Below are 23363 nucleotides of genomic sequence, written 5' to 3'. Positions count from 1 at the left end.
CGATGGATGCTGAAACTTTATTGTCCTATAACTGGCTGCTCATGACTCCCGAGTTCATCGTTCTCGGCGGGGCCCTGCTGATCACGGTGTTCGACCTGTTCCTCCCGAAAAAAGCGGACAAAGAATGGCTTGGCTGGCTGGGGCTCGCAGCTGTACTGGGAGCCGGTGCTGCACTTGCTGCAACAGCACCTGCTGATACGGGTATTCTCGGGGAGAGCTTCGTTCTTGACCCTTTTGCCAAAATGTTCAAGCTGCTGCTGCTCGGTTCAGCAGCGGTCGTGTTCCTGCTTGCGTTTCAGGAAAAAAAGAATGAAATTACTGAACGGAGCGAATTTTACACCCTCTGGCTGACCGCTCTGCTCGGGGCAATGTTTATGAGCTCAAGCCGGGATTTGATCACCCTTTTCACCGGCCTCGAGCTGCTCTCCATCTCTTCTTATATAATGGCCGGTCTCAAAAAGAACGATTTGAAATCAAACGAAGCGGCCATGAAATACGTGATAAACGGAGGCGTAGCAACGGCCATCACCCTTTTCGGCATGAGCTATCTCTACGGGATCACGGGCTCTGTCTCCTTGCCTGAGATGGCTCTTGTGCTTCAAAATCTGGAGGATCCAAACCAGCTTTTTGTCCTTGGCCTTGCATTTTTCATTCTGCTGACAGGCTTGTCCTTTAAAATTGCCGCAGCCCCGTTTCATATGTGGGCACCAGATGTATATGAAGGGTCACCTGTCTCCGTTACGGCATTCCTGAGTGTTGTTTCAAAAGCAGCAGGCTTCATTTTGCTGATCAGGGTTTTTTATACCGTCTTCATCCAGGCCTCGTCGCTCCAGGGAGAGCCGGTGTTTGTAGAACTTCAGCCGTATATTGCGGTGCTCGCTTTGCTCACGATGATCGCCGGAAACGCCGCTGCATTAAAACAGAAGAACGCAAAACGGATGCTCAGCTATTCTTCCATCGGCCACGCAGGCTATATGCTCGCCGCTTTTGCTGCACCGGGCTCACCGCTCATGCTTGATGCAGTCTGGTTTTACCTGCTTGCCTATCTATTCATGAATGCAGGAGCGTTTGCCGTGCTTCAGGCTGTGGAACATCAGCAGGGATCATCCGATCTGCCAGCCTTTGCCGGCCTTTTCAAAACGTCGCCTGCCCTCGCTGTTATAATGGGAATCTTTCTTCTCTCGCTCGCCGGCATTCCCGGAACAGCAGGTTTTATGGCGAAGCTGACCATCCTGCTCAGCGTACTCACCGCCGGCACCCCTATGCTTGTTGTGGCCTGCATCATGCTCGCGGTAACAGTCATCTCGTATATGTACTATTTTAAAATAATAAGCATGATGTTTTTTAAGCCGCATCAGAATCAGGAAAAAGTACGCTTTCGTCCAGCAGCCGCGGCGGCTGTCCTCATTTGTACCGCTGGAACCGTTTTCTTTGGGATTTTTCCGCACATTCTTTAAATTCCTATCATTTTATTCAGGGCGTCCGATATAATAGGAGAGGTGAAAACCTCTTCTTTTTTGTGTGTTTGCATAGACCGGCCTCAAGCCGTCACATAAATGGAGCAAAGGAGACCGTTGCATGATTGAATTTTCCCAGCAGGCTCTCATCGGCCTGATGTCCCACCTCTTTTTTATTGCAGTGACGTGGTGGGCACTGCAGGCGCTGAACTTCGACAAATTTATCCGAAGCGGCCGCGTCGTACAGGCAAGGGTGTTATACATCCTTCTTACCATTGCGATCGCACACCTGGCCAGCAGCTTTTTCCTCGAATATTTCTTCTGGTCAAAGGAACTTCCATCCTTATTTTAAGTTTAATGCTTATTTTCTCTGGGAATATAGGTGGAGAAGGGATTGCAGCGAAGGAATCCCAGCGGAAAATCTGACCGGTACTCGGGATTGGCCAAGGGACGGAATGTCCCGTATTACCCCGTTGCGATCAGTACGAAAGACCTTCCCAAAAAGCTTGGGATGTAGAACAATGACGACTTTTTCCACGTATGTCCAGCCCCTCTCCGGCAACACTGAGAGTATGGAGAGGAAGTGGACGGGATGGACAAAATAAAACACCTTTTTATCATGGCAGCGGTGCTTGCTTTTGTTACGGGCATTTGCATAAAGATCAGCGAGGCAGCTGTCAATAAGCCGGAAATGGAACAGTTAGCCGATGCTTTCGGGAAAAACGGCATTGCTGTAAAGAAATGGACGATGTATTCCAAAGAAAACATTTCGATTCCGCCCGGAAATTTTTCCGAAAATGTGAAACGTTTTACACAGCAGCATCGTCTTTTTAATTGGTCAGTCGAAAAGACCGCCAATGGATGGAAAGCAGCAGGAATCCGGGAGTTTAAAGACGGTACGGAAACGCTGCAGATTGTATCAACCGACACAAACAGACAAAGGCAATCGTATATCCTGTATCAGGTCCAGGGCACTGGGAATTCCCGGAACTGGACAGAGGTACATCAATACTTTAAAAAGCAATCATTCGACATTTTTCATGAATATCCCACAATATTCTCTTGTATTGAAGGCAGTTATGATGATAAGATGGTAGGTGTTTTGCATCTTTCTGATGCTTTGCTCAACGAATTTAACGCAGTACCGCTTGAACAGCTTAAAGAACCTTCATTCGTATCGGTATCTGCATACACAGCACGCTGGGGACAGACGATCCCGGCTGAACAAGGCAGCATGAACATGCAAATAGCCGTCAGACACGGCGGATTGGGCGAAAATACTACGGTTGTCGCAGGAACACCAATCATCACGACTGAATATTAATATAGAGAATTTGGGACGCGGAGGGGAATACCTTGGAAAAAATCATCGTCCGCGGCGGTCAGAAGTTAAACGGCACAGTAAAGGTAGAAGGTGCCAAAAATGCCGTTTTACCGGTAATCGCTGCATCCTTATTAGCAAGTGAAGACAAGAGCATTATTTGTGATGTACCTACGCTCTCCGATGTATATACGATTAATGAGGTTCTGCGCCATCTAGGTGCAGATGTCCATTTTGAGAACAATCAGGTAATTGTAGATGCATCCAAAGAGCTTAGCACAGAAGCACCATTCGAATACGTCCGTAAAATGCGGGCTTCCGTACTCGTCATGGGACCGCTGCTCGCAAGACTGGGCCGCGCACGTGTAGCACTGCCAGGCGGCTGTGCAATCGGCTCACGTCCGATCGATCAGCATCTGAAAGGCTTTGAAGCAATGGGAGCTGTCATTAAAGTAGGAAATGGCTTCATCGACGCCGAAGTAAAAGGCAGACTGCAGGGAGCTAAAATCTACCTGGACTTCCCAAGCGTAGGTGCAACAGAGAACATCCTGATGGCCGCTGCTCTTGCAGATGGAACAACGACACTCGAAAACTGTGCAAAAGAGCCTGAAATCGTAGATCTTGCCAACTACATCAATGCCATGGGCGGAAAAATCCGCGGTGCCGGAACCGGTACAATCCGCATTGAAGGGGTAAAAGAACTAACAGGCGCTAAGCACAACATTATTCCTGACCGGATCGAAGCAGGAACGTTTATGGTAGCCGCAGCCATCACAGGCGGAAACGTACTCGTTCAAGGCGCAGTGCCTGAGCACCTCGCCTCACTCGTTGCGAAAATGGAAGAAATGGGCGTAGAAATCATCGAAGAAGCTGAAGGTCTTCGTGTCATCGGACCTGAGGAATTAAAAGCAGTAGACATCAAAACCATGCCGCACCCCGGCTTCCCGACAGACATGCAATCACAGATGATGGCATTGCTGCTTCAGGCAAAGGGAACAAGCATGATTACAGAAACCGTATTTGAAAACCGATTCATGCACGTGGAAGAATTCCGCCGCATGAACGGAGAAATCAAAATCGAAGGCCGCTCCGTGATCATTAACGGACCAGGCGAACTGCAAGGTGCAGAAGTCGCAGCAACCGACCTTCGTGCCGGTGCAGCACTCGTGCTCGCAGGACTTGTATCAGACGGCTACACTCGCGTAACCGAGCTCAAGCACATCGACCGCGGCTACGTCAACTTCCACGGCAAGCTAGCAGGAATCGGTGCCAGCATCGAACGCATCACAGAAAACGACCAAACCATCCCTGCTGCCAAAGCAGTATCGGACTTGAATGCCTAATTTTTACCTATACGCTTAAAAAGGACTCGCCATCTGGGCGGGTTCTTTTTTTGCGGGCTCGTGCCGGCAGAACTTTTGCCAAGCAGGTCGTGTTTTCAGCATAAATAGTGTATTTTCAGCATAAATGCCAAAGTTTCAGCATAAAATTCGTATTTTCAGCATAAGTGCCATATTTTCAGCATAAAATTCATATTTTCAGCATATATCCCAAAATGTCATCATAAACTCAGGAATCATCAGCATAACTCCTGGAGATTCATCATTAATTGCATAGCGTGCATCCAGTTGGCAGGCAGTCAGCGGCGATCTGGAGGAAGTCAGCAATTAATGCCCGGAAGTCAGCAAATATTCGAAGAAAGTCAGCAATTAATGCCCGAAAGTCAGCAATTATTAGAAGAAAGTCAGCAATTAACATCAGGAAGTCAGCAATTATACCCGGCCAGCAGTAATTCTGGAAGGAAGTCCGCAATTAATGCCTGCAAGTCAGCAATCAATGCCCGGAAGTCAGCAAATATTCGAAGAAAGACAGCAATTAACATCAGGAAGTCAGCAATTATACCCGGCCAGCAGTAATTCTGGAAGGAAGTCCGCAATTAATGCCTGCAAGTCAGCAATTAACAGAAGAAAGTCCGCAATTAATGTCCGAAAGTCAGCAATTAATGCCCGGAAGTCAGCAATTATTAGAAGAAAGTCAGCAATCAACAGAAGAAAGTCCGCAATTACTCGCCGGAAGTCCGTAATTCCTAGAAGAAAAACCGTGATCAGCCCAGACCGGTCATCAATTCCTCCGAAACGGGCAGTCAAACGTCATGGTGTGACCCAAAGTTACATGAAAATGGGCCCTCTTCAGGTATCACTTCCAGTATACCTTCCTATAAGGAAATTCATTCCTGCTGAAGATGAAACATTTTCCGACGGATTTCGTATTACAGGTAAAAGGGGGATCACGGGATGAAGCAGAATGAGATACTCGATCAAATGATAGAGGAATTCCGGCTCCGGGGCTTTACGCCGGGAGAAGCAACCGTCAGAAGAGAGCTGAAAGTGAACAGGGAGACGCATTACTTTCTTTCTGTTGGATGGTATCCGGAGGGCACCGCGCCAGACGAAGAGGAGTTGAATCCGGATGGGACGATATTTATCGAATACCACCTGAACAGCGGGAAGTACACATCATTTCTAATCGTCGGCGGCTGTGATCTTCGGAATAACCCGGCGGCGTTGCAGGCAGCTGGCAAGGAGGAAGCGATCCGGTGGGCAGAACGGAAAACCGGTCTTACATATAAGGAACATTTCATCCTCAGCAAGGAAGCAGCAGACGGCGAAGAGATCGAGTACAAGTTTACAAAAACGTATGATGGTACGCCTATTTTCATGCAAGGTCTGTTTTCCCTCACTCTGAAAAAAGATGGGACCATTATCGGCTTCCAACTCGAACCAGGCTATCCGGACAAAACGTTGTTTTCCAAAGCAGCCAAAGACTTGCAGTGGTACGAAAATACCCTTCTGAATCAGCTCGTGCTTCTGCCTTATCCGGATGCAAAGCAAAAGGCATATGTACAAGTTTATGCGGTGGAAGAGGTTTTCTTAAATGAAAACGGGACCGCTGTACTGCCGTTTGAATTCAGTGAAAGCCGCATGCTTGGGGTGTATCCTGAAAAAATTCTAACCTGGAACAAAACAGAAAGTGCCATCACGCCATTTGTAAATAAACGTGCTCTCATCGAAAGGGATCTGCCTGAATGGGAGGATGCCCTCCGAAACAAGCCGCATCCAGATGCCGCGCCCATCACGGATGGGGAGGAGGAATCGGTTATACAGGCGGCAGCCGGCCATTTGCAAAAATACCGGCCGGACGAGTCCGGCAAGTGGATCCTGCGGAACATTTGCAGAGACCACAGCCGGCTGACGGCCCACCTGTATCCTGTTAATCCGTCCGCTCTATTCGAGAAGCTGGTCTATCTTTTGGAAGGAACGGAGATTGTACATGAAATAGACACGTCTATGATGAATGAGGCACTGAAAGAATTCGCCTCTCCGGCTCCGGTGGCCGTTTCAAAAAAGGAAGCGGCTGAAAACTTGCGGCCTCACGTTCTCACCAAGCCTTACTGGGTATGGGACAGTAAAACGGGCCTCTATCAAAAGCTTTGGATGCTCGATTCAAAACACCTCGTTCTGGCGGCGTCAGGTGAGATCATAAGCGAAAACGACCTTCTCTAAAAGGCATAAAAGGTTGTCCAAGCCCATAGGATGGAGTATAAGCAAACTCTAACCAGGAGGCTCAATGAATGAAATCTATGAAACCGCTATTGGTCGTACTAGCCGGACTTTTTGTTTTGATTCTCATCATACCGGCACTGCTCGTCTCACCCTTCATCAGCCAGTCAAACGGCAGGCTGGAAGAGGATTTGAAGCAGAAGGAAAAGCAGGAGAAACCGCTGGAGACGAAATCGGGTGTGACCGTATCGGTTTACCGCACAGCTCAGGGAAAAGTTGAGAACGTGCCTCTGGAGGATTATGTGTTCGGAGTGGTGGCCGCAGAAATGCCGGCAGATTTTGAAGAAGAAGCCCTGAAAGCCCAGGCTCTTGCAGCAAGGACCTTTATTGTAAAAAAACTGTCCGGGGAGAGCAGGATGGCGACTCCAGCCGGATCAAAAGCAGATGTAACCGATACTGTCGTGCACCAGGTATACAAAAACAAAGGGGAATGGAAGAAAATCTGGGGGAGTGACTACGACTGGCGGGCGCAAAAGGTGCTGACAGCAGTAGCCGAGACAACCGGCCAGATCCTCACCTATAAGAACCAGCCCATCACCGCCTCTTTTTTTTCAACGAGCAACGGCTACACGGAGAACTCTGAAGATTATTGGCCGAACGCCATTCCTTACTTAAGAAGTGTCGAAAGTGCATGGGACAAAGAATCCCCGAAATTTTACAACCAGCAGATTTTCACGGTCGCGGATTTTGAACGGAAGCTCGGCGTGAAGCTCTCAAGCGCAGAAACAATCGGAACCGTGACGAAACGGACATCGAGCAATCGCGTGGCCAGTGTAGATATTGGCGGCAAGACCCTCACCGGACGCGATGTCCGCGATAAACTGCAGCTCAGATCCACAGACTTTGCCTGGACCCGCAAAGACGGCAACATCGTCATTCAGACGAAAGGCTACGGCCACGGGGTCGGGATGAGCCAATACGGAGCCAACTTTATGGCCAAGGACGGAAAAACCTACAAGGAAATCGTCGGACACTACTACAACGGCACCACCCTGGCAGCAGCCGACCCATTTTTGACAAAGCTTACGGCCCAGCAGTAAAAAACAGACCGGCACCATTGCCGGTCTGTTTACTTTACCCGCTTCCCCAGAATCACCAAGTCCCGCTCCACACCCTCAAGCTCTGCAATTCCCGGGAACGTCCCCCATCGACTAAAACCAAACCGTTCAAACAGCCGGATACTTGGTTCATTATGGCCGAACACAAAGCCAAGAAGGGTGTAGATATCCAGACCCGCACATTCATCAATGGCGGCCTGCAGCAATTTTTTCCCGAGACCCGCTCCCCTGAAGGCAGGGTCGATATAGATGCTCACCTCTGCTGTATGCTTATACGCTTCCCTGCCGTAAAAAGGCTGAAGGCTGACCCAGCTGGTGATAGCCCCGTTCTCCTCAGCCACCCAGAGCGGATAGCGGTCCGTATGGTCATCAAACCACTTTTCCCGGCTCTCATAGCTGACCGGCTCCAGATCGGCCGTGACCATTCTCGATGCAATCGTCGTGTTGTAGATATCCACAATTCTCGGCAAATCTTCTCTATTGGCTAACCGCAGCTTCATTCTCCGTTCCTCCTGTTCAATAACTCAAGCTTATGCAAAAAGTGGTCCGCCCTCTTAAAATACGTCCACCTCATAATCAGATAGGAAACCGTCACTCCCACTGCATCTTTAAATAAATCAAACCATGTAGCGGTCCTGAACGGCGTATACATCTGATGAATTTCATCGATGGCGCCGTATCCAATGCAGACCAGCACAATCAATAGACTCGTCTGCTTCGACCATTTGCCGTGAACAATGAGCGCAAACGCAAACAGCCAGTAAAGAATGCCGAACTCAATAAAATGAAGCGAATCCTTTACAGCAGCCTCCCATGTATCCGCGGCATCCGGATCCCCGGGAACACTGGAAAGCATCCAGATCAGCCACATGTACGCAATCGGGGCAATCGTCAGCACCCAGTACCAGGCTTTTTTCATAAAACAACATCCTCTTCAGCTGCATAATGCTAAATTCACAAGCACATACTAAGCATTTTTAAAATTTTTTTCAACCGGTGTATATATTATCAGAATTGTGTTCAAAATGTTGCTGAGGTGATGAAGATGAGAGAGGAAGAAAAAAATCGTACTTCTCAAAATTCAAAGATTCAGCAGTTCTTTAGAAAACGCTGGGTATTTCCAGCCATCTATCTAGTCAGCGCAGCATTGATTCTAACAAGTGTGCTTATGTATCAGGCTTCACGAAATGATCTGAACCCAATAGCCGAACAGCCAGGCAAGCCGCAAACCGAAAAAGGCCAGGATGCAGAAGAAGTAGCGAAGCAAGTCGAAACAGTCACAGCACCAGCCCTGGAAAAAGAGAACATTCAAGTCATCAAAAACTTCTATGACGCGAAAGCTTCCAAAGAAGAACAAGAAGCGGCACTCGTATCCTATAATAACACGTACCGTCCGAACCAAGGAATCGACCTTGCACAAAAAGACGGTAAGGAATTCGACGTGGCAGCTTCCCTCAGCGGAACCGTTCTCCGGGCAGAAAAAGACTCAATCCTTGGCTATGTAGTAGAGATCCAGCACGAAGACAACGTAACAACCATCTACCAATCTCTAGCATCTGTTGCAGTAGAAGAAGGCGAAACAGTCGCACAAAATGCAGTAATCGGCAAGGCCGGGAAAAATCTATTAAACGAAAAGAACGGCGTACACGTCCATTTCGAAATCCGTAAAGACGGAAAAGCATTAAACCCTGCAAGCCTTCTGGACAAACCTGCCACTGCCATCGAAGATGAAGCGGCAGCAAGCAAAGAAACAGAAGCCAAGCCTCAGGAAGAAATGAAAGAAGAGAAGCAAGAGGACAAAAAAGACTCCGAAGCTGCTGTTCCTTCCAAAAACGCATAATTTATGTGAGCCCGCCCGGCGCAAGCCGCTGGCGGGTTTTTTGATGGGGTTTGGTGTTGGACTGCTGTTAGTCACAGCTATTAAACTGCCGCTGCACAGATGCTGAACTGCTATTGAACTACTATTGAACTGCCTACGGCACTTTTTACTGCACTTCTACTACACTGCTGCTAAAATTCTGCTCTGACCCCTCTTCTGCTAAAGCACTAAGGCTCCGTCCCCCATCTCGAAAAATGCAGCCGTGACAAGGGTTCCAAGAGAAGGACCCTGGTCCCCCGCCGCTTTAAAGCAAGTGGGGTCAGTGCATTACTCTGACCCCTGACGCGTTAAAGCAACAGGGGTCAGAGCAAGGGAAAGCGTTTCCCCCCAACATATGATAAAATATCATAGAAAAACGAACCATAAAGGAGAGATCATATGATCCGCTTTGGAGTAATCGGAACGAACTGGATTACCGAAAAATTTCTGGACGCTGCAGAGCAGACAGGAGAATTAAAGCTGACTGCCGTTTATTCACGGACAGCAGACCGCGCCGCGGAATTTGCTGAAAAGCACGGAGCCGGCCATACATATACGGATTTAGAAGAATTTGCAGCGAGCGGAGAGTTCGAAGCAGTATACATCGCCAGTCCCAATGCCTTCCATGCAGACCAGTCCATTCTCTGCATGAACAATGGCAAGCACGTACTGTGCGAAAAACCAATTGCCTCCAACGGAGCGGAAATGAAAAGAATGATCGAAGCAGCCAAGGAAAACGGCGTACTCCTCATGGAAGCCATGAAAACAACCCTGCTGCCGAACTTCAAAGCCATTCAATCCAACTTGCATAAAATCGGCAAAGTCCGCCGGTACGTAGCAAGCTACTGCCAGTATTCCTCACGCTACGACGCCTATAAAGAAGGGAAAATCCTGAACGCCTTCAAACCGGAGCTCTCAAACGGATCGATGATGGACATAGGAATCTACTGCATCGCTCCGATGGCTGCCCTCTTCGGAAAACCGGAATCCATCCAGGCCACGGCCTTCATGCTGGACACGGGCGTAGACGGCGAAGGCAGCATCCTGTTCCAATACCCAGACCACGATGCCATCGTCATGTTCTCCAAAATCACAGATTCCCACCTTCCCTCCGAAATTCAAGGAGAAGAAGGCAGCATCCTGATCGACAAGTTCAGCACAATGGAAAACGTCCGGATCGTCTACCGCAACGGAGAAACAGAAAACATCTCCGTTCAGCAAAACGAAAACTCCATGTACGAGGAAGCAGCCGAATTCGCCTCTCTGATCCGCGAAGGAAAGCTCGAATCAGCCGTGAACACATTCGAAAACTCCCTAACCGTCCTTGAAATAATGGACCTTTCCCGCAGACAAATCGGTCTCGTTTTCCCGGCGGATGAGGTAACGTCCTGACAGCCCGGATCTAAGGCATCGCACAGCACAGTGCGGTGCCTTTTTTTGCTGAGGGTGTCTAGACAGTCACTCTTCAGCCGGATTAAAGCTCGAGCACCAGCTTTAGTGAGCATTCCTTTTTTAGTGGCGGTCTCTGACCCGCACTTCGCTGCCGGACTAAAGCTCCGGCACCGACTCTCGGAGCCCTTGCGACACAAGGATTTGCGGAGGCCGGTCTCTGTCCCCAGTTACGTTAAAGCAACTGGGGACTGGCACCGTGCCAGTCCCCACATTCTCTACCGAACTAAAGCTCCGGCACCGACTCTCGCATCCCTTGTGTCCCAGGGGTTTGCGGCTTCCGGTCTCCGTCCCCGTATGCTTTAAAGCAGCAGGGGACTGACCCCGCCCCGGCACCAAGCCTAAGCCTAAATCCGAATTGCCCCCCGCCCCGGCACCAAGCCTAAGCCTAAATCCGAATTGCCCCCGCCCCGGCACCAAGCCTAAGCCTAAATCCGAATTGCCCCCACCCAAGCAGCAACCCCAAAAAAGACCAGCGCCACCCAAGCAGCAACCCCACCCAACCATCACCCCAAAATTCCCCCAAATCCATCCCCCGTCCCATCCAAAAAAGCAATTTCCGATTCTAAATTCCCATAACTTTCACATATTCTTTATCATACACACTGAAAAATTTACGCAATCCCTTGTCCCTGTTGACTTTTTAGCATATTGCTGCAACCAAGCTAATAGAATGTTACAAACCTAACAAAGAGAGTGTTTGAGGTGAGGATCGTGGCTGTTTATTGTGAATCCAGCAGCGAAAGCATCTTTAGAGTCCATATCACCATTGCAGCTGATGTCTCTTAATATGCGGGTCTCATTTCACACTTCTCACATCCATTTTAGGGAGGTCGAGTGGTGTGCACGATTACATCAAAGAACGTACAATCAAGATTGGAAAGTATATCGTGGAGACTAAAAAAACAGTTCGCGTGATTGCGAAAGAGTTTGGGGTTTCCAAAAGTACGGTCCATAAGGATTTGACAGAGCGATTGCCTGAAATTAACCCGGAACTGGCTGCAGAAGTAAAGGAGATTCTCGATTACCATAAATCCATCCGTCATTTAAGGGGCGGGGAAGCCACCAAGCTGAAATACCGCAAAGAGGATATCCTGCAGGAGGAAACGGTAAACTGATCTGGACTTTTTGTGAATCCGACCCCCATAAAATAGCGCCTATTCTTTCCGATATGTGGTACAATATGTAATTGGGTGCAATTTGAATACACGGGAAATGTGATTTGCAAGGAGGAAACCGGAACCATGTTTGCTAGGGACATAGGGATTGACCTCGGTACAGCGAATGTACTGATACATGTTAAAGGAAAAGGGATCGTGCTGAACGAGCCTTCTGTAGTGGCGATGGACCGCAACACCGGCAAAGTGCTGGCAGTTGGGGAAGAAGCAAAAAGAATGGTTGGACGTACGCCTGGGAACATCGTTGCCATCCGTCCGTTAAAAGATGGCGTGATTGCGGATTTCGATGTAACAGAAGCGATGCTGAAGCACTTCATCCAAAAGCTGAATGTAAAGGGCATTTTTTCAAAGCCGCGCATGCTGATCTGCTGCCCGACGAATATTACGTCAGTTGAGCAGAAAGCGATTCGGCAGGCAGCTGAGAAGAGCGGCGGGAAGAATGTGTTTCTGGAGGAAGAACCGAAGGTAGCTGCCATTGGAGCCGGCATGGATATTTTCCAGCCGAGCGGAAATATGGTTGTGGATATAGGCGGTGGGACAACAGATATTGCTGTGATTTCCATGGGCGATATTGTCACCGCCTCTTCCATTAAGATGGCGGGGGACAAGTTCGATGCAGAGATCCTCAACCATATTAAAAGGGAGTACAAGCTCCTGATTGGCGAGAGAACAGCAGAAGACATTAAAATCAAGGTGGCTACGGTTTTCCCAGGCGCACGTCAGGAAGAGATTTCAATCCGCGGCCGGGATATGGTCAGCGGACTGCCGAGAACGATTACGGTGAGTTCTGTGGAAATTGAACAGGCTCTTAAAGAATCAGTAGCGGTGATTGTCCAGGCAGCCAAAGGAGTGCTCGAACGCACACCGCCTGAGCTTTCGGCCGACATCATCGACCGCGGCATCATTTTGACTGGCGGCGGAGCACTGCTGAACGGACTTGATCAGCTGATGGCAGAGGAACTGAAGGTGCCGGTTCTTGTAGCGGAGAATCCGATGGATTGTGTAGCGATCGGCACCGGCATCATGCTCGATAACGTTGACCGGCTTGCGAAAAGAAAAATCATGTAACCAGATGGCTTGGTTCCTTTACGGGATCAGGCCATTTTTTGGATAGTTGACAGTTAGTGAATGGAAAGCTTACAATCTTATCATATGATAAGCAGCAGAAGGGAAGCGCTTGAATGGCTACAGCCGATATGGGAGATACACGGAAGAACATTATAAAGGCAGCGGAAGCCCTGTTCATGGAATATGGATACCGCGCGATTTCAACAAGAAAGATCGCGGACACTTGCGGTCTTACCCAGCCTGCTCTATATCATCACTTCCCCAATAAAAAAAGCCTCTACGTAGAGGTTGTCAGAAACTATCTCATCGAAATGAAATCGGCACTAAACCGGCTGCTGAAAAGATACACCAGCCTGAAGGAGTCCCTGTATCACGTCATCCGCTACATCCTTTTGCACCAGCCGAAAAAAATGACCCAAATGTTCCACGACATAGAATATGAGATCACACAGGAAGAACAGTTCATGATTGCCCAGTGCTGGCGGGAAGCCTACCAGATCCCGATCAATACCATTTTTGAACGCGCTGCTGAAGAGGGAACGGTAAAAGACCCAGTTGATTACAACACCACGGTTGAAACCTACTCACACCTGCTGATGAGCATGCTCAGCCATCCTCTGCCGGGAAGCGAAAAGTTGCTGGACCAGCGTGCCGAGCTTTATACAGAGGTCATTTTGAACGGCCTTTCATCTTAAAGATTCCCTTTACATACTACTTATCAAACGATAAGGGACCACGCCCAAAAACGGAGGAGAAAGCATGAACGAAAGTCTTGATTTTCCTTATTTTAAAGGACAGAAAATAGCAAAGCTTGAAACCGGGAACCCGCTTCCCCTGATTCTGCACTTTACCAAAGGCGGGCTCGTCATTGAATGCCCGTGGCGTTTGAAGCTTGGAGGGAAAATTGTAGTAGGGCTGACAGACTTCCAGACAGCTGAAACGAAAAAGGATTACCTCGATAAATTGACGGCTCTTCTTGCCGGCCAGGAAATTCAGAACGTCTGCTGGTGGAAAGAAGCAGAGATTCTCAGAATCAAAACAGCCAATGGAGCAGTTCTGGATGTCTTCCACAACAGCGCCTCCTTTGAAGGCTGGGAGCTCTTCGGCGACAACGAATTTTCGTTTATCTCGCTCCCTGGCGGAGAAGTGGAAAATATATAAAAAAAGAAGCAAAGGGGCCTTTGCTTCTTTTTATATCTCGAACTCCTCCAATAATGCTTCCGCATCCTCATCGATCTTGGAGATTTTGCCCGCATCCGCCGCCTCGTGAAGAAATTGAAACCAGCCCAGCTCTGCCTTTAAGTGAAGGATCACCCTCATGATGATCGACAGGTTTCCGAGAGGAGCAGTCTTCTTTTTCTCTGCATACAACCGCTTCATCTTCTTTAAGGTGGTTTCGGTTTCCTCGATTTTGCCCTTGAGCGCGCGCTCCAGCTTATCCTGATCGATGTAGGATGTAAACGAAAGCGATGCATATACGGGGCGGTACATATGCTCTTTTTTCAGAAGCTGTTCAAAGAAAAGCTTCTCGAACTCCGCTTCTCCTGCTTCCGTAATCGCATAGATGGTTTTATCCGGCCGCTTCGTATCACTCACCACATCCACAACCTTCACGAACCCGTCCTTCCCGAGCGTTTCAAACGCATAATAGAGAGAGCCGCTGGCAAGCTTGATATAATGCTTCATCTGCCGTTCATTGATGACCTGCTGGATTTCATAAGGATGCTTATTTCCTTCCATCAATAAACCCAGAATGACTAGCTTAACACTCATTTGATTTGTCCCACCTCTTTATGAAAAAAGCACGAATCTAATTCGCGCTTGAATGAATGTCCGGTTTACGGGCCGGCACCTCTACGCGCTCATTTCCCATGAAAAACACCGTCACCACTGCGGCTGCAATCGGAATCAAAGCGAGCATGAACGTATACGTGATGGAAGAAGACATGGCTCCCACAATCTGATCCAGAACCTGCGGGGGAATGGTTTCCCGGGCGCCTGCCTGAAAAACAGCGCTTGGATCCCCAACCTGATCGGATGATCCACCCAGTCCTTTTTGCAGCTCGTTCGTAAACGTACTGCTCTGAATCGCGCCGAATACCGTTACTCCAATCGTCATACCGAGAGAGCGGGCAAAGGAATTCGTTGAATTCGCTGATCCGCGGTATTGTGGTTCAAGCTTATGAGTAGAAGAAGTCGGCAGCAGGGAAAAACTGAACCCGACCCCAAACCCGGCAAGCACCATATACACCGTCAGCATCCAGCGCGCCGTCTCCGGACCCATCATCCCGAGGAGCAGCATCCCGGCTGCAAAAGAAAACACCGAAATCGTCATTAAATTTCTGAAGCTGACCTTTGTTACATAAATACCTCCAATGGCACTTCCGGCCACAGATCCAAGCATCATCGGTGTCAGGATCAGGCCGGCATTTGCAGCAGAGCCCCCGTAGACCGCCTGCACAAAAATCGGAATGAACACCGTCAGAATAATAAACGTGGCACCATATAAAAACGCAAGAATCTGAGAAGCTGCAAACAGCCGCTTTTTAAACATCCAAAATGAGATAATCGGCTCTGACGCTCTTCTTTCCGCAAAAATAAAAACAGCCAATGCGACAGCGAAAAGACCGAACAGCCCGAGAATCTGCACTGAATTCCAATCATATTCCTTGCCGCCAAGCTCCAGCGCGAACATCAGACTGACGACCGAGATCACTAGTGTCGCTGCTCCGGTCCAGTCAATTTTCTGCTTTTGGTGGCTCTTCGATTCTTGATAATACCGGATAATCAGGAAAAGCGACAACAGCCCGATCGGCACATTCACATAAAACACCCAATGCCAGCTGATATACTCCGTAATGTAAGCCCCCAATAACGGCCCGAACACACTGGAGGAACCGAACACCGCCCCGAGCAGCCCTGTCATTTTCCCGCGCTTTTCCGGAGGGAAAATATCAAACACAATCGTAAAGGCAATCGGCAAAAGGGCTCCGCCGCCGATCCCCTGAATCGCCCTGAATATACTCAGCTGCACAATATCCTGTGCAATCCCGCAAAGAGCAGAGCCCAGGATGAAAACCGTCAAACCGAACACAAAAAACCGCTTCCGTCCATACATATCCGACAGCTTCCCGAAGATCGGCATCCCCGCCATCACAGCGACCATATAAGCTGACGTCACCCAAACAAAATACTCCAAACCCCCAAGGTCCGAAATAATCTTTCCCATCGCCGTCGCCACAATCGTATTATCCATCGCCGCCATAAAAATCCCCAGCAGCAGCCCTGCCACAATCAACCGCGTATTCTTCTCAGCACCCGTCATCCCGGTTCCTCCCGTTAGAAACTTATTACAATTATTATATTCAAATTTGGGTATTTAAGAAAGGTTTGTTTTGGGTAAAGCAGTACATGTAACACGGATTTTAATGGACCATTTGAATTCGTATAAGATAGCCAAAAAAGGCAGATACCAATAGAACCAGCTGCCTGTACACCATTCAAAGCAATGTCCGTCATCTTAGAAAAGCAGGTGAATATCCTTGAAAAAACAGAGAATTTACTACTTTGACTGGCTGCGCGCGCTGGCAACCATCAGTGTCGTGATCCTCCATGCAGCTTCTCCGCTTTTAGAAGAATACAGAACCATTCCAGCAGGCGACTGGTGGACGGGGAACACCTACGATTCAATGACCAGATGGTGTGTGCCGATCTTCTTTATGATGAGCGGTGCACTCATGCTGAACCCCGGAAAACAGGAATCAGCGGCAAATTTCATTAAAAAGAGGGCTTCGAAGGTGTTGATCCCCTTTGCGGCATGGACCATTTTTTACCTCCTGGTCAGTATGAAGGTGGGAGATTTGGAAAAGAACCCCGAAGCAGCAATAAAAGCTGTTCTCTCAGACAATGTCTACTACCACCTCTGGTTTTTATATGTAATGATCGGTCTGTACGCCATAACGCCGATCCTGAGAGTCTACATCCTACATGCCTCCAGGAAAAATATCGAACTGTTCCTTTTCCTTTGGTTTATCTGCACCGCCGTCTTCAGCCTGATATCAAAGCTGTATGATGTGGAAATCGGCTTTGAAGCTTTTCCGGCCAGCGGATACATCGGCTATTTCGTCATGGGCTACTACCTTCATAAATACTCCTTCAAAACAAGCACAAAAGCATTCATCTATGGGCTGGGCGCAACAGGACTCCTCCTAACCATTTTTGCAACCTGGGCACTTACAGAGAAAAGCAATGGAGTTTTCGACGGATTTTTCTACAAATATCTAAACGTGTCCGTCATTTTTATGTCCGCCGCCGTCTTCCTGTTCTTTAAAGACGGGCAAAAGTACATAAAAAAGCCGGAAAACACAGTGACACCATTAAAACCATTCATCGAAGCAAGCCTTGGCATCTACCTGATCCATCCGTTCATCCTGCTCGTCCTGCAAAGGGTGCTGGAATTCGATGCCTTCTCAATGAACCCGTTATACGGAGTCCCGCTACTCGCCGCCGTTACCATCGCAGGGAGTTTTATTTCTGTAAGAATGATGCAGCGGATCCCTGTCGTCCGGAGTATTGTACCTAAGTGATGGCCATTGGGCTTTTGACTGTGTGCTTGCTGAACCTGTTGCTCTGCCCCCCCACAGCCTGGTTGCAAAACCTGTTGCTCTGACCCCACATTCGCTAAAGCACGGAACCTCCGTCCCCTATGCCGGTCAAGCCTTTGCTATCAATGGATCAGCTGTCAGCAGCTTGTTCCCCCGCCGCTTTAAAGCAATCGGGGTCAGAGGAAAGCTCTGACCCCACATTCGCTAAAGCACGAAACCTCCGTCCCCTATGCCGGTCAAGTCTTTGATATCAATGGATCAGCTGTCAGTACCTTGTTCCCCTGCCGCTTTAAAGGGAGTGGGGTCAGTGCAAACTGTAACGGTGAAACCAAGAGATTGCGGTGCCAGTCCCCCGTCGCTTCACCGCAAGTGGGGACAGAGGCGGCCTTCTGCAAACCCTTGTGGCACAAAGGCTTTGAGAGTCGGTACCGGAGCTTTAGTACGGTAGAGAATGTGGGGACTGGCACGGTGCCAGTCCCCTGCTGCTTCACCGCAAGTGGGGACAGAGGCAGCCATCTGCAAACCATTGCGACACTTGGGCTAACGGTTTCGGTGCCAGAGCTTTAGTACGGCAGCGAAGTGCGGGTCAGACCCGCCGCTGCGTCCTGCTGCGCCCCGCCACCATCTCCCCCATTTGTCGATATTTGCAAAAAAATATTTTAAAAAATCCTGTGCAAATCGTCTGAATCAGTTGAGATTTTGGCGGATATGCCGAAAAAAATATAGTAGGAGTTTATTGGGTTTGTCATATATAATAGAAGATAGAGGAAAATTGGCGCTTGACTGCGCCGCTATGAGGTGAAATATGCTTAGAGGGCTTTATACGGCAGCAGCCGGTATGCTATCACAGCAGAAACGGACGGAAATGCTGTCCAATAACATTGCTAATGTGAATACACCGGGTTATAAAGCAGACCAGTCCGCCATTCGCGCTTTTCCGGAAATGCTGCTCAGCAGGATGGAAGGGAAGGACGCTCCAACTTCGATGAAAATGGGTACACAGACGCCGATTGGCGCTTTAAATACAGGAGCTTATTTACAGGAGCTCGTTCCCCAGTTTACACAAGGGGATTTGAAAGAAACGGGACTGCCGACTGACGTGGCACTGTTGGAAGAGGAAGTTCCGGCTAACGCGGAAACCGGGATGAAAGGGTTCCTTTTGTTTGCCGTCGGCATGCAGGATGGAACACTCCGCTATACCCGCAACGGTCATTTTACCGTGAACGGGCAAAATCAGCTGACTTCAAATGGGATGCCGGTTTTGTCAACGGATGGAGCGCCGATTGAGATTACGGGAGAGGATTTTGAGATCACTCCTGACGGCCGGGTGAGAATTAATGGTCAGGAAACAGCACAGATTGATGTGCGGTTTGCCGGGGATGTCAGAAACCTCATAAAAGAAAGCAGCGGCTTCTTCCGCACGGAGGATGGGGTACCCCCGCTTGCGAGTGCCGCTGGCAATCCGGATGTAAGATACTCGCTGAAGCAGGGCTTCACTGAAAGCTCAAATGTAGATACAGCAAGGGCTTATACCGAAATGATGACAGCCTATCGTTCGTTTGAAGCCAATCAGAAGGTGTTGCAGGCATATGACCGGAGTCTTGAGAAAGCGGTCAATGAAATCGGGCGGCTAAACTGATGAGGGGGAATACTAAATGCTGCGCTCAATGATTACAGCAACCAACACCATGAATCAGGTCCAGAAGCAGCTCGATGTGATTGGGCATAATTTAGCAAACGTCGATACGCAAGGCTTTAAGCGCACCCAAACGACGTTTGGCGAAATGGTCCGCCAGCAGTTTGACAGCAAAATTGCTCCTGAACAGGACATCAGCCGGAAGACTGTTACAGGCCTCCGCCAGGGAAGCGGTGCCCAGCTTATGGAAAACATCGTCTTCAGTCAGGGTTCCATCAAAAAAACCGGACGCGACCTCGATTTTTCCTTTACAAAACCGGGGCAGTTCCTGAAAATCAGTGCAGACGGCCAAGTCCGCTATACGCGTGACGGGGCATTGTACCTGTCAAACGAAGCGGACGGGCAGCTCGGACTCGTAAATGCCAATGGCCAGCGTGTGCTGGACGCCAACAACAATCCGATTGTTTTGAATCAAACAGCTTCCACCATAAAAATCAACGCCGACGGGACACTGACGGCACTTGATGCAAACGGCCAGCCTGCCGGGACGTTTACGCTTGGGATCGTTCAATCCAATAAGCCGCAGGCCCTGACGCATATGAGCGGAAACCTGTATGCTCTTGCCAACCCGAATGATCCGGCTGCCGTGACCGATGCGGAAAATGCAGCCATTGAACAAGGGGCACTCGAGATGTCCAATGTAGATATTTCAAAAGAGATGACCGAAATGCTCATTTCGCAGCGGGCTTACCAGCTTAACGCGAAATCCGTGACACTTGGCGATCAAATGCTTGGGCTGATCAATTCGGTCCGCTGAATAAAGGGGTTTTCTGATATGTCTTCCATCACCCGTGAAAAATACAGACAGGAAAAAAAGACAACGGATGCTGCAGAGGAGGAAAAACCGGTCCAGAAAGTCAGGGTCCGGCTCATCCCAATCTGGCTCCGCCTTATTCTTGTGCTCATTTTCTTTGCTCTGGCAGCCATCTGCGGGGCTATGATCGGGTATGGGGTCATTGGAGACGGCCATCCGGTCGATGTGCTGAAGCCGTCTACCTGGCAGCACATCATTGATCTGGTTGAAAAAGAAACCGAATAAGCATATACTCTGTAAACGAAAGGAAGGTTTTTGCCTTCCTTTTGCCGTATACATAGAAAAGAAGCTTGAAAGGAGACCGAATTCCATGCTAGATACTCAGCAAATTAAAGAAATCATTCCCCATCGTTATCCCTTTTTGCTTGTAGACCGTATTTTAGAGGTGGAGGAGGGAGTGCGCGCAGTTGGAATCAAGAACGTCACCGCCAATGAAGAGTTTTTCAACGGCCACTTTCCAGACTACCCGGTCATGCCGGGCGTCCTCATTGTAGAAGCGCTGGCACAGGTCGGAGCTGTAGCCACCCTTATAAAAGAAGAGAACAAAGGCCGCCTTGCCTTTTTTGCAGGAATTGACGGCTGCCGCTTTAAAAAGCAGGTAAAACCAGGTGACCAGCTCCGCCTTGAAGTCGAGATCGTCCGATCCCGCGGCGCGATCGGCAAAGGAAAAGGAACAGCCACTGTAGACGGTGAAGTCGTATGTGAAGCGGAAATTACCTTTGCATTGGGAGATAAGCAGGAATAAGTTATCACCGGCCGTGCTCTGACCCTCTGTACGGCAGAGAACGAAAGGACAGAGCAGTCCAGCCGCTATCCCTTCTGCCGCTTGGCTTGGACAGGCAGGGGGACGGAGGTTTAGTGCGTTAGCGAAAGTGGGGTCAGAGCATAGCTCCGACCCCTTCTGCTTTAAAGGAACGGGGGAACAAGGCGTCATCTCCTGACATCAGTTCCTGCCTGACTTTGCGGTCAGCGGGGACGGAGGTTTAGTGCGTTAGCGAAAGTGGGGTCAGAGCACCCCCCCAATCCCATCCTTCAAAAAAGACCGCCTAGAAAAAATCTAACGGGTTCGGTTTTGAAGTGCAAAATTCTAATTATCAGTGTAATTCGCAGTTGAATTAGCAGGCCTTTTAGCGGTGAAATTAGTACATAAAAAAGCTCGAAGTTATTATGCTTCGAGCTTTTTTTACCGTATTACTTTGTTGGAGATTAGCCCTCTTTAGCTTAATAAGAACCATTTTATAATACGTGTAGATTTTCAACAGCAAAAGCTCGAATATTATCATTTTTGGCTATTATGGCTTCACAAGATAAAGTTAAATCACTTCTTTCATTGTCAATCCAAAGTTCAAATTCCAAAGCATATCCTGAACCATCATTATACTTATAAAAGTGTACATTTTCATAAGCTTCATCGGGCGGAGCCGTTAATGAACCCCAGTAACTCAACTCTTCTTTAATGTCACTGATTGAAAGCCCATTTTGTAACTTTGTTTCAATTTTATTAAAATTGCCTTGAACAAAATCAATTACAGTCTCCCTCAATAAGGTCCTTATTTTATTTTGTATGTCCATCCCATTCACCACGTTCAAATAGTTTTCCTAATTAACATTCTACGTGTTTCTAACATCTTCCTTCTTGAAGTAAACTGCTCCGTTTGTTGAATAAGCTTTTCTCCAATTTTAACATAAATATCCAAAATCCACTCTTTTACACACCAATCCGCACAGCAACTAGCATACGAATTTGCAAACTGACGAGAATTTTAGTCACTCTGTTAAAAGGGGTGTGAACTTGGGTGCTAAAACCCCCACAATTTCACAGAAAACCTTAATACTCAACAAAAAGAAGCAGTCTGATTTAGTTTCAAAGTGGACTGCTAATAAGTGTGCAAATTAGGTTTCTGTACTCGAAAACCGAACCGCCTAGAAAAAATCAGGCGGTCTTTTTCTGCATTCCAATCGCTTGACATTATACCTGTAGGGGTATATGATGAGTCTTGTAAAACAAAAACAACGGGTGGTGCATATGGTTATCTTTCTGCTTTTGCTGCTGCTTTCCGTTTCGATAATCAGTCTTTACAGACGGCTTGTCCCTGTCCGCCGCGTACCTTGTACGAATCAATTCTCATCTGACACCCCTGTTCTGGATATAAGGGATTATACGAGTAAGCCGGAGCTCCTTCATGATCAGTATCAGCATATTCCGTATGCGTACCTGAAGCGTTTTATTAATGAGGTGGCTCCCGGCCGGCTTCATCTAATTGCTTCAGAATGAGGTTTTTAGTGAAAAGGGGATTTGAGGTGACAAGCTTTCACCTAGCAGATGGAGAAGGAGGGTCAAATCCATGCAGTACGATAAAAATGCCGTAAACCGGCTGAAGCGGATCGAGGGTCAAATGAAGGGCGTCTTGGGGATGATGGAGCAGGGCAAGGACTGCAGAGAGATTGTCACTCAGCTGTCTGCTGCCAGAAACGCCATCGACCGCACGATCGGTGTGATCGTCAGCCAAAACCTGGAGCAATGTGTCCGGGAAAACGTTCGCAAAAAGGAAGACACAGATCAGCTCGTCCTTCAGGCGGTTGATTTGCTCATAAAAAGCAGGTAATATTTTTTTAAGAAATTATATACCCCAATAGGTATAATTCATAACTCGGAAGGAGATTGTTCACTATGAAAATTAAAGCAGATGCAGTACTGGATGCAAAAGGTCTTGCATGCCCAATGCCGATCGTTAAAACGAAAAAAACACTTACTACACTTGAGGGAGGGCAGGTCCTCGAGGTTCAGGCGACTGATAAAGGATCAACTGCCGATTTGAAAGCATGGGCAGAAAGCACAGGCCATCAGTACCTCGGAACGGTTGAAGAAGGAGATGCTTTAAAGCATTTTGTAAGAAAAGCTTCTGGAGAAGAAACACTTGAGAAAAAATTTGAACGTGTGACCGGCAATGCAGAGCTGCAGGAGAAAATCGAATCCGGTGAAGAGATTGTCGTCCTTGATGTAAGAGAAGAAGCGGAGTACTTTTTCAAGCATATTCCAACTGCCGTTTCGATCCCGCTTGGTGAGCTGGAAGCACGCATGAATGAGCTCGATAAAGAGAAGGACATCTTTGTCGTGTGCCGTACCGGCAGCCGCAGTGATTTCGCGTCACAAAAACTTGAAGCTGCAGGCTTTCAAAAAGTGACAAACGTAGTACCCGGCATGAGCGGATGGGAAGGCAAAACGGAGAGCAACTAATA

Annotated in this window: 27 protein-coding genes; 22 read left to right on the top strand and 5 right to left on the bottom strand. The window is 48.4% G+C overall.

The genetic code is table 11. From position 1 onward, the window contains the following. The first annotated feature begins 2 nt into the window (after window positions 1-2). The 8 genes from nuoN (at window position 3) to spoIID (ending at window position 7438) form a co-directional block, all read left to right on the top strand. Entirely contained in the window at window positions 3-1457 is a 1455-nt protein-coding gene (gene nuoN / locus GKZ89_RS11325) for an NADH-quinone oxidoreductase subunit NuoN (protein ID WP_155112525.1), read from the top strand. Between the two features lie 121 nt (window positions 1458-1578). After that, entirely contained in the window at window positions 1579-1809 is a 231-nt protein-coding gene (locus GKZ89_RS11320; RefSeq protein WP_155112524.1) for a DUF1146 family protein, read from the top strand. A gap of 240 nt (window positions 1810-2049) precedes the next feature. Continuing rightward, window positions 2050-2781 carry a YwmB family TATA-box binding protein gene (locus GKZ89_RS11315; protein ID WP_155112523.1) on the top strand — a complete coding sequence of 244 codons (732 nt, stop codon included), beginning with the start codon at window positions 2050-2052 and terminating at the stop codon, window positions 2779-2781. 32 nt (window positions 2782-2813) lie between these two features. After that, window positions 2814-4121, top strand: coding sequence for a UDP-N-acetylglucosamine 1-carboxyvinyltransferase (gene murA, locus GKZ89_RS11310; RefSeq protein ID WP_155112522.1), 1308 nt, complete (start codon window positions 2814-2816; stop codon window positions 4119-4121). Window positions 4122-4406: 285 nt separating this feature from the next. After that, a complete protein-coding gene (locus tag GKZ89_RS20895; RefSeq protein WP_162356751.1) occupies window positions 4407-4694 on the top strand; it encodes a hypothetical protein in 288 nt (95 codons plus the stop codon). A gap of 23 nt (window positions 4695-4717) precedes the next feature. Next, on the top strand, window positions 4718-4861 hold the full coding sequence (locus tag GKZ89_RS11305; protein ID WP_155112521.1) for a hypothetical protein: 144 nt from the start codon (window positions 4718-4720) through the stop codon (window positions 4859-4861). Window positions 4862-5072: 211 nt separating this feature from the next. Continuing rightward, on the top strand, window positions 5073-6341 hold the full coding sequence (locus tag GKZ89_RS11300) for a hypothetical protein (RefSeq protein ID WP_155112520.1): 1269 nt from the start codon (window positions 5073-5075) through the stop codon (window positions 6339-6341). Between the two features lie 68 nt (window positions 6342-6409). Then, window positions 6410-7438, top strand: a complete 1029-nt coding sequence (spoIID, locus tag GKZ89_RS11295) for a stage II sporulation protein D (protein WP_155112519.1) — start codon at window positions 6410-6412, stop codon at window positions 7436-7438. A 29-nt stretch (window positions 7439-7467) separates the two neighbouring features. Here spoIID and GKZ89_RS11290 read toward each other — a convergent pair whose 3' ends face one another. Both GKZ89_RS11290 and GKZ89_RS11285 read right to left on the bottom strand, forming a co-directional pair. After that, entirely contained in the window at window positions 7468-7956 is a 489-nt protein-coding gene (locus GKZ89_RS11290; protein WP_155112518.1) for a GNAT family N-acetyltransferase, read from the bottom strand. Further along, entirely contained in the window at window positions 7953-8375 is a 423-nt protein-coding gene (locus tag GKZ89_RS11285; protein WP_155112517.1) for a VanZ family protein, read from the bottom strand. Before GKZ89_RS11285 ends, GKZ89_RS11290 begins: the two co-directional genes overlap by 4 nt. A gap of 126 nt (window positions 8376-8501) precedes the next feature. Here GKZ89_RS11285 and spoIIQ point away from each other — a divergent pair, with 126 nt between their 5' ends. The 6 genes from spoIIQ (at window position 8502) to GKZ89_RS11255 (ending at window position 14170) form a co-directional block, all read left to right on the top strand. Beyond that, window positions 8502-9296: a stage II sporulation protein SpoIIQ gene (spoIIQ, locus tag GKZ89_RS11280; RefSeq protein WP_155112516.1), complete on the top strand. Its 795-nt coding sequence runs from the start codon at window positions 8502-8504 to the stop codon at window positions 9294-9296. A 417-nt stretch (window positions 9297-9713) separates the two neighbouring features. Then, window positions 9714-10706, top strand: coding sequence for a Gfo/Idh/MocA family protein (locus GKZ89_RS11275; RefSeq protein WP_155112515.1), 993 nt, complete (start codon window positions 9714-9716; stop codon window positions 10704-10706). A gap of 899 nt (window positions 10707-11605) precedes the next feature. Then, window positions 11606-11881, top strand: coding sequence for a sporulation transcriptional regulator SpoIIID (gene spoIIID / locus GKZ89_RS11270; protein ID WP_162356749.1), 276 nt, complete (start codon window positions 11606-11608; stop codon window positions 11879-11881). Between the two features lie 126 nt (window positions 11882-12007). Beyond that, window positions 12008-13009 carry a rod shape-determining protein gene (gene mreB, locus GKZ89_RS11265; RefSeq protein WP_155112514.1) on the top strand — a complete coding sequence of 334 codons (1002 nt, stop codon included), beginning with the start codon at window positions 12008-12010 and terminating at the stop codon, window positions 13007-13009. Between the two features lie 113 nt (window positions 13010-13122). Further along, window positions 13123-13704: a TetR/AcrR family transcriptional regulator gene (locus GKZ89_RS11260; RefSeq protein WP_155112513.1), complete on the top strand. Its 582-nt coding sequence runs from the start codon at window positions 13123-13125 to the stop codon at window positions 13702-13704. 64 nt (window positions 13705-13768) lie between these two features. Then, the gene (locus GKZ89_RS11255) at window positions 13769-14170 is read left to right on the top strand and encodes a DUF6188 family protein (protein WP_155112512.1); all 402 of its coding nucleotides are present in this window, start codon (window positions 13769-13771) and stop codon (window positions 14168-14170) included. Between the two features lie 30 nt (window positions 14171-14200). On the opposite strand, the gene GKZ89_RS11250 is transcribed toward GKZ89_RS11255, so the two are convergent. Continuing rightward, window positions 14201-14782 carry a PadR family transcriptional regulator gene (locus GKZ89_RS11250; RefSeq protein ID WP_155112511.1) on the bottom strand — a complete coding sequence of 194 codons (582 nt, stop codon included), beginning with the start codon at window positions 14780-14782 and terminating at the stop codon, window positions 14201-14203. A gap of 37 nt (window positions 14783-14819) precedes the next feature. Beyond that, window positions 14820-16334: an MDR family MFS transporter gene (locus GKZ89_RS11245; RefSeq protein WP_155112510.1), complete on the bottom strand. Its 1515-nt coding sequence runs from the start codon at window positions 16332-16334 to the stop codon at window positions 14820-14822. Window positions 16335-16551: 217 nt separating this feature from the next. Between GKZ89_RS11245 and GKZ89_RS11240 the strand changes: the two genes are divergently transcribed. The 5 genes from GKZ89_RS11240 (at window position 16552) to fabZ (ending at window position 20868) form a co-directional block, all read left to right on the top strand. Next, window positions 16552-17595 (top strand): acyltransferase, encoded by a 1044-nt coding sequence (locus GKZ89_RS11240; RefSeq protein ID WP_155112509.1) that lies wholly within the window; start codon window positions 16552-16554, stop codon window positions 17593-17595. A gap of 823 nt (window positions 17596-18418) precedes the next feature. Further along, window positions 18419-19252, top strand: a complete 834-nt coding sequence (locus GKZ89_RS11235; RefSeq protein WP_155112508.1) for a flagellar hook-basal body protein — start codon at window positions 18419-18421, stop codon at window positions 19250-19252. Window positions 19253-19268: 16 nt separating this feature from the next. Continuing rightward, window positions 19269-20066 carry a flagellar hook-basal body protein gene (locus GKZ89_RS11230; protein ID WP_155112507.1) on the top strand — a complete coding sequence of 266 codons (798 nt, stop codon included), beginning with the start codon at window positions 19269-19271 and terminating at the stop codon, window positions 20064-20066. Window positions 20067-20084: 18 nt separating this feature from the next. After that, entirely contained in the window at window positions 20085-20348 is a 264-nt protein-coding gene (locus GKZ89_RS11225; RefSeq protein WP_155112506.1) for a DNA-directed RNA polymerase subunit beta, read from the top strand. 85 nt (window positions 20349-20433) lie between these two features. Continuing rightward, window positions 20434-20868, top strand: coding sequence for a 3-hydroxyacyl-ACP dehydratase FabZ (fabZ, locus tag GKZ89_RS11220; protein WP_155112505.1), 435 nt, complete (start codon window positions 20434-20436; stop codon window positions 20866-20868). A 491-nt stretch (window positions 20869-21359) separates the two neighbouring features. Here fabZ and GKZ89_RS11215 read toward each other — a convergent pair whose 3' ends face one another. Then, a complete protein-coding gene (locus GKZ89_RS11215; protein ID WP_155112504.1) occupies window positions 21360-21695 on the bottom strand; it encodes a DUF7668 domain-containing protein in 336 nt (111 codons plus the stop codon). 418 nt (window positions 21696-22113) lie between these two features. On the opposite strand from GKZ89_RS11215, the gene GKZ89_RS11210 reads away from it, so the two are divergent. The 3 genes from GKZ89_RS11210 to GKZ89_RS11200 all read left to right on the top strand — a co-directional run bounded on the left by GKZ89_RS11210 (window position 22114) and on the right by GKZ89_RS11200 (window position 23361). Further along, window positions 22114-22398 (top strand): hypothetical protein, encoded by a 285-nt coding sequence (locus GKZ89_RS11210; protein WP_155112503.1) that lies wholly within the window; start codon window positions 22114-22116, stop codon window positions 22396-22398. Window positions 22399-22468: 70 nt separating this feature from the next. Then, complete coding sequence (locus GKZ89_RS11205) at window positions 22469-22729, top strand: metal-sensitive transcriptional regulator (protein WP_155112502.1); 261 nt, start codon at window positions 22469-22471, stop codon at window positions 22727-22729. A 65-nt stretch (window positions 22730-22794) separates the two neighbouring features. Further along, the gene (locus GKZ89_RS11200) at window positions 22795-23361 is read left to right on the top strand and encodes a sulfurtransferase TusA family protein (protein WP_155112501.1); all 567 of its coding nucleotides are present in this window, start codon (window positions 22795-22797) and stop codon (window positions 23359-23361) included. The last annotated feature ends 2 nt before the right edge of the window (window positions 23362-23363 follow it).

This window comes from Metabacillus mangrovi, from assembly GCF_009711125.1.
GTDB classification, from domain to species: Bacteria; Bacillota; Bacilli; order Bacillales; family Bacillaceae; genus Metabacillus_B; species Metabacillus_B mangrovi.
This window is presented reverse-complemented; position numbering and strand designations above follow the sequence as displayed.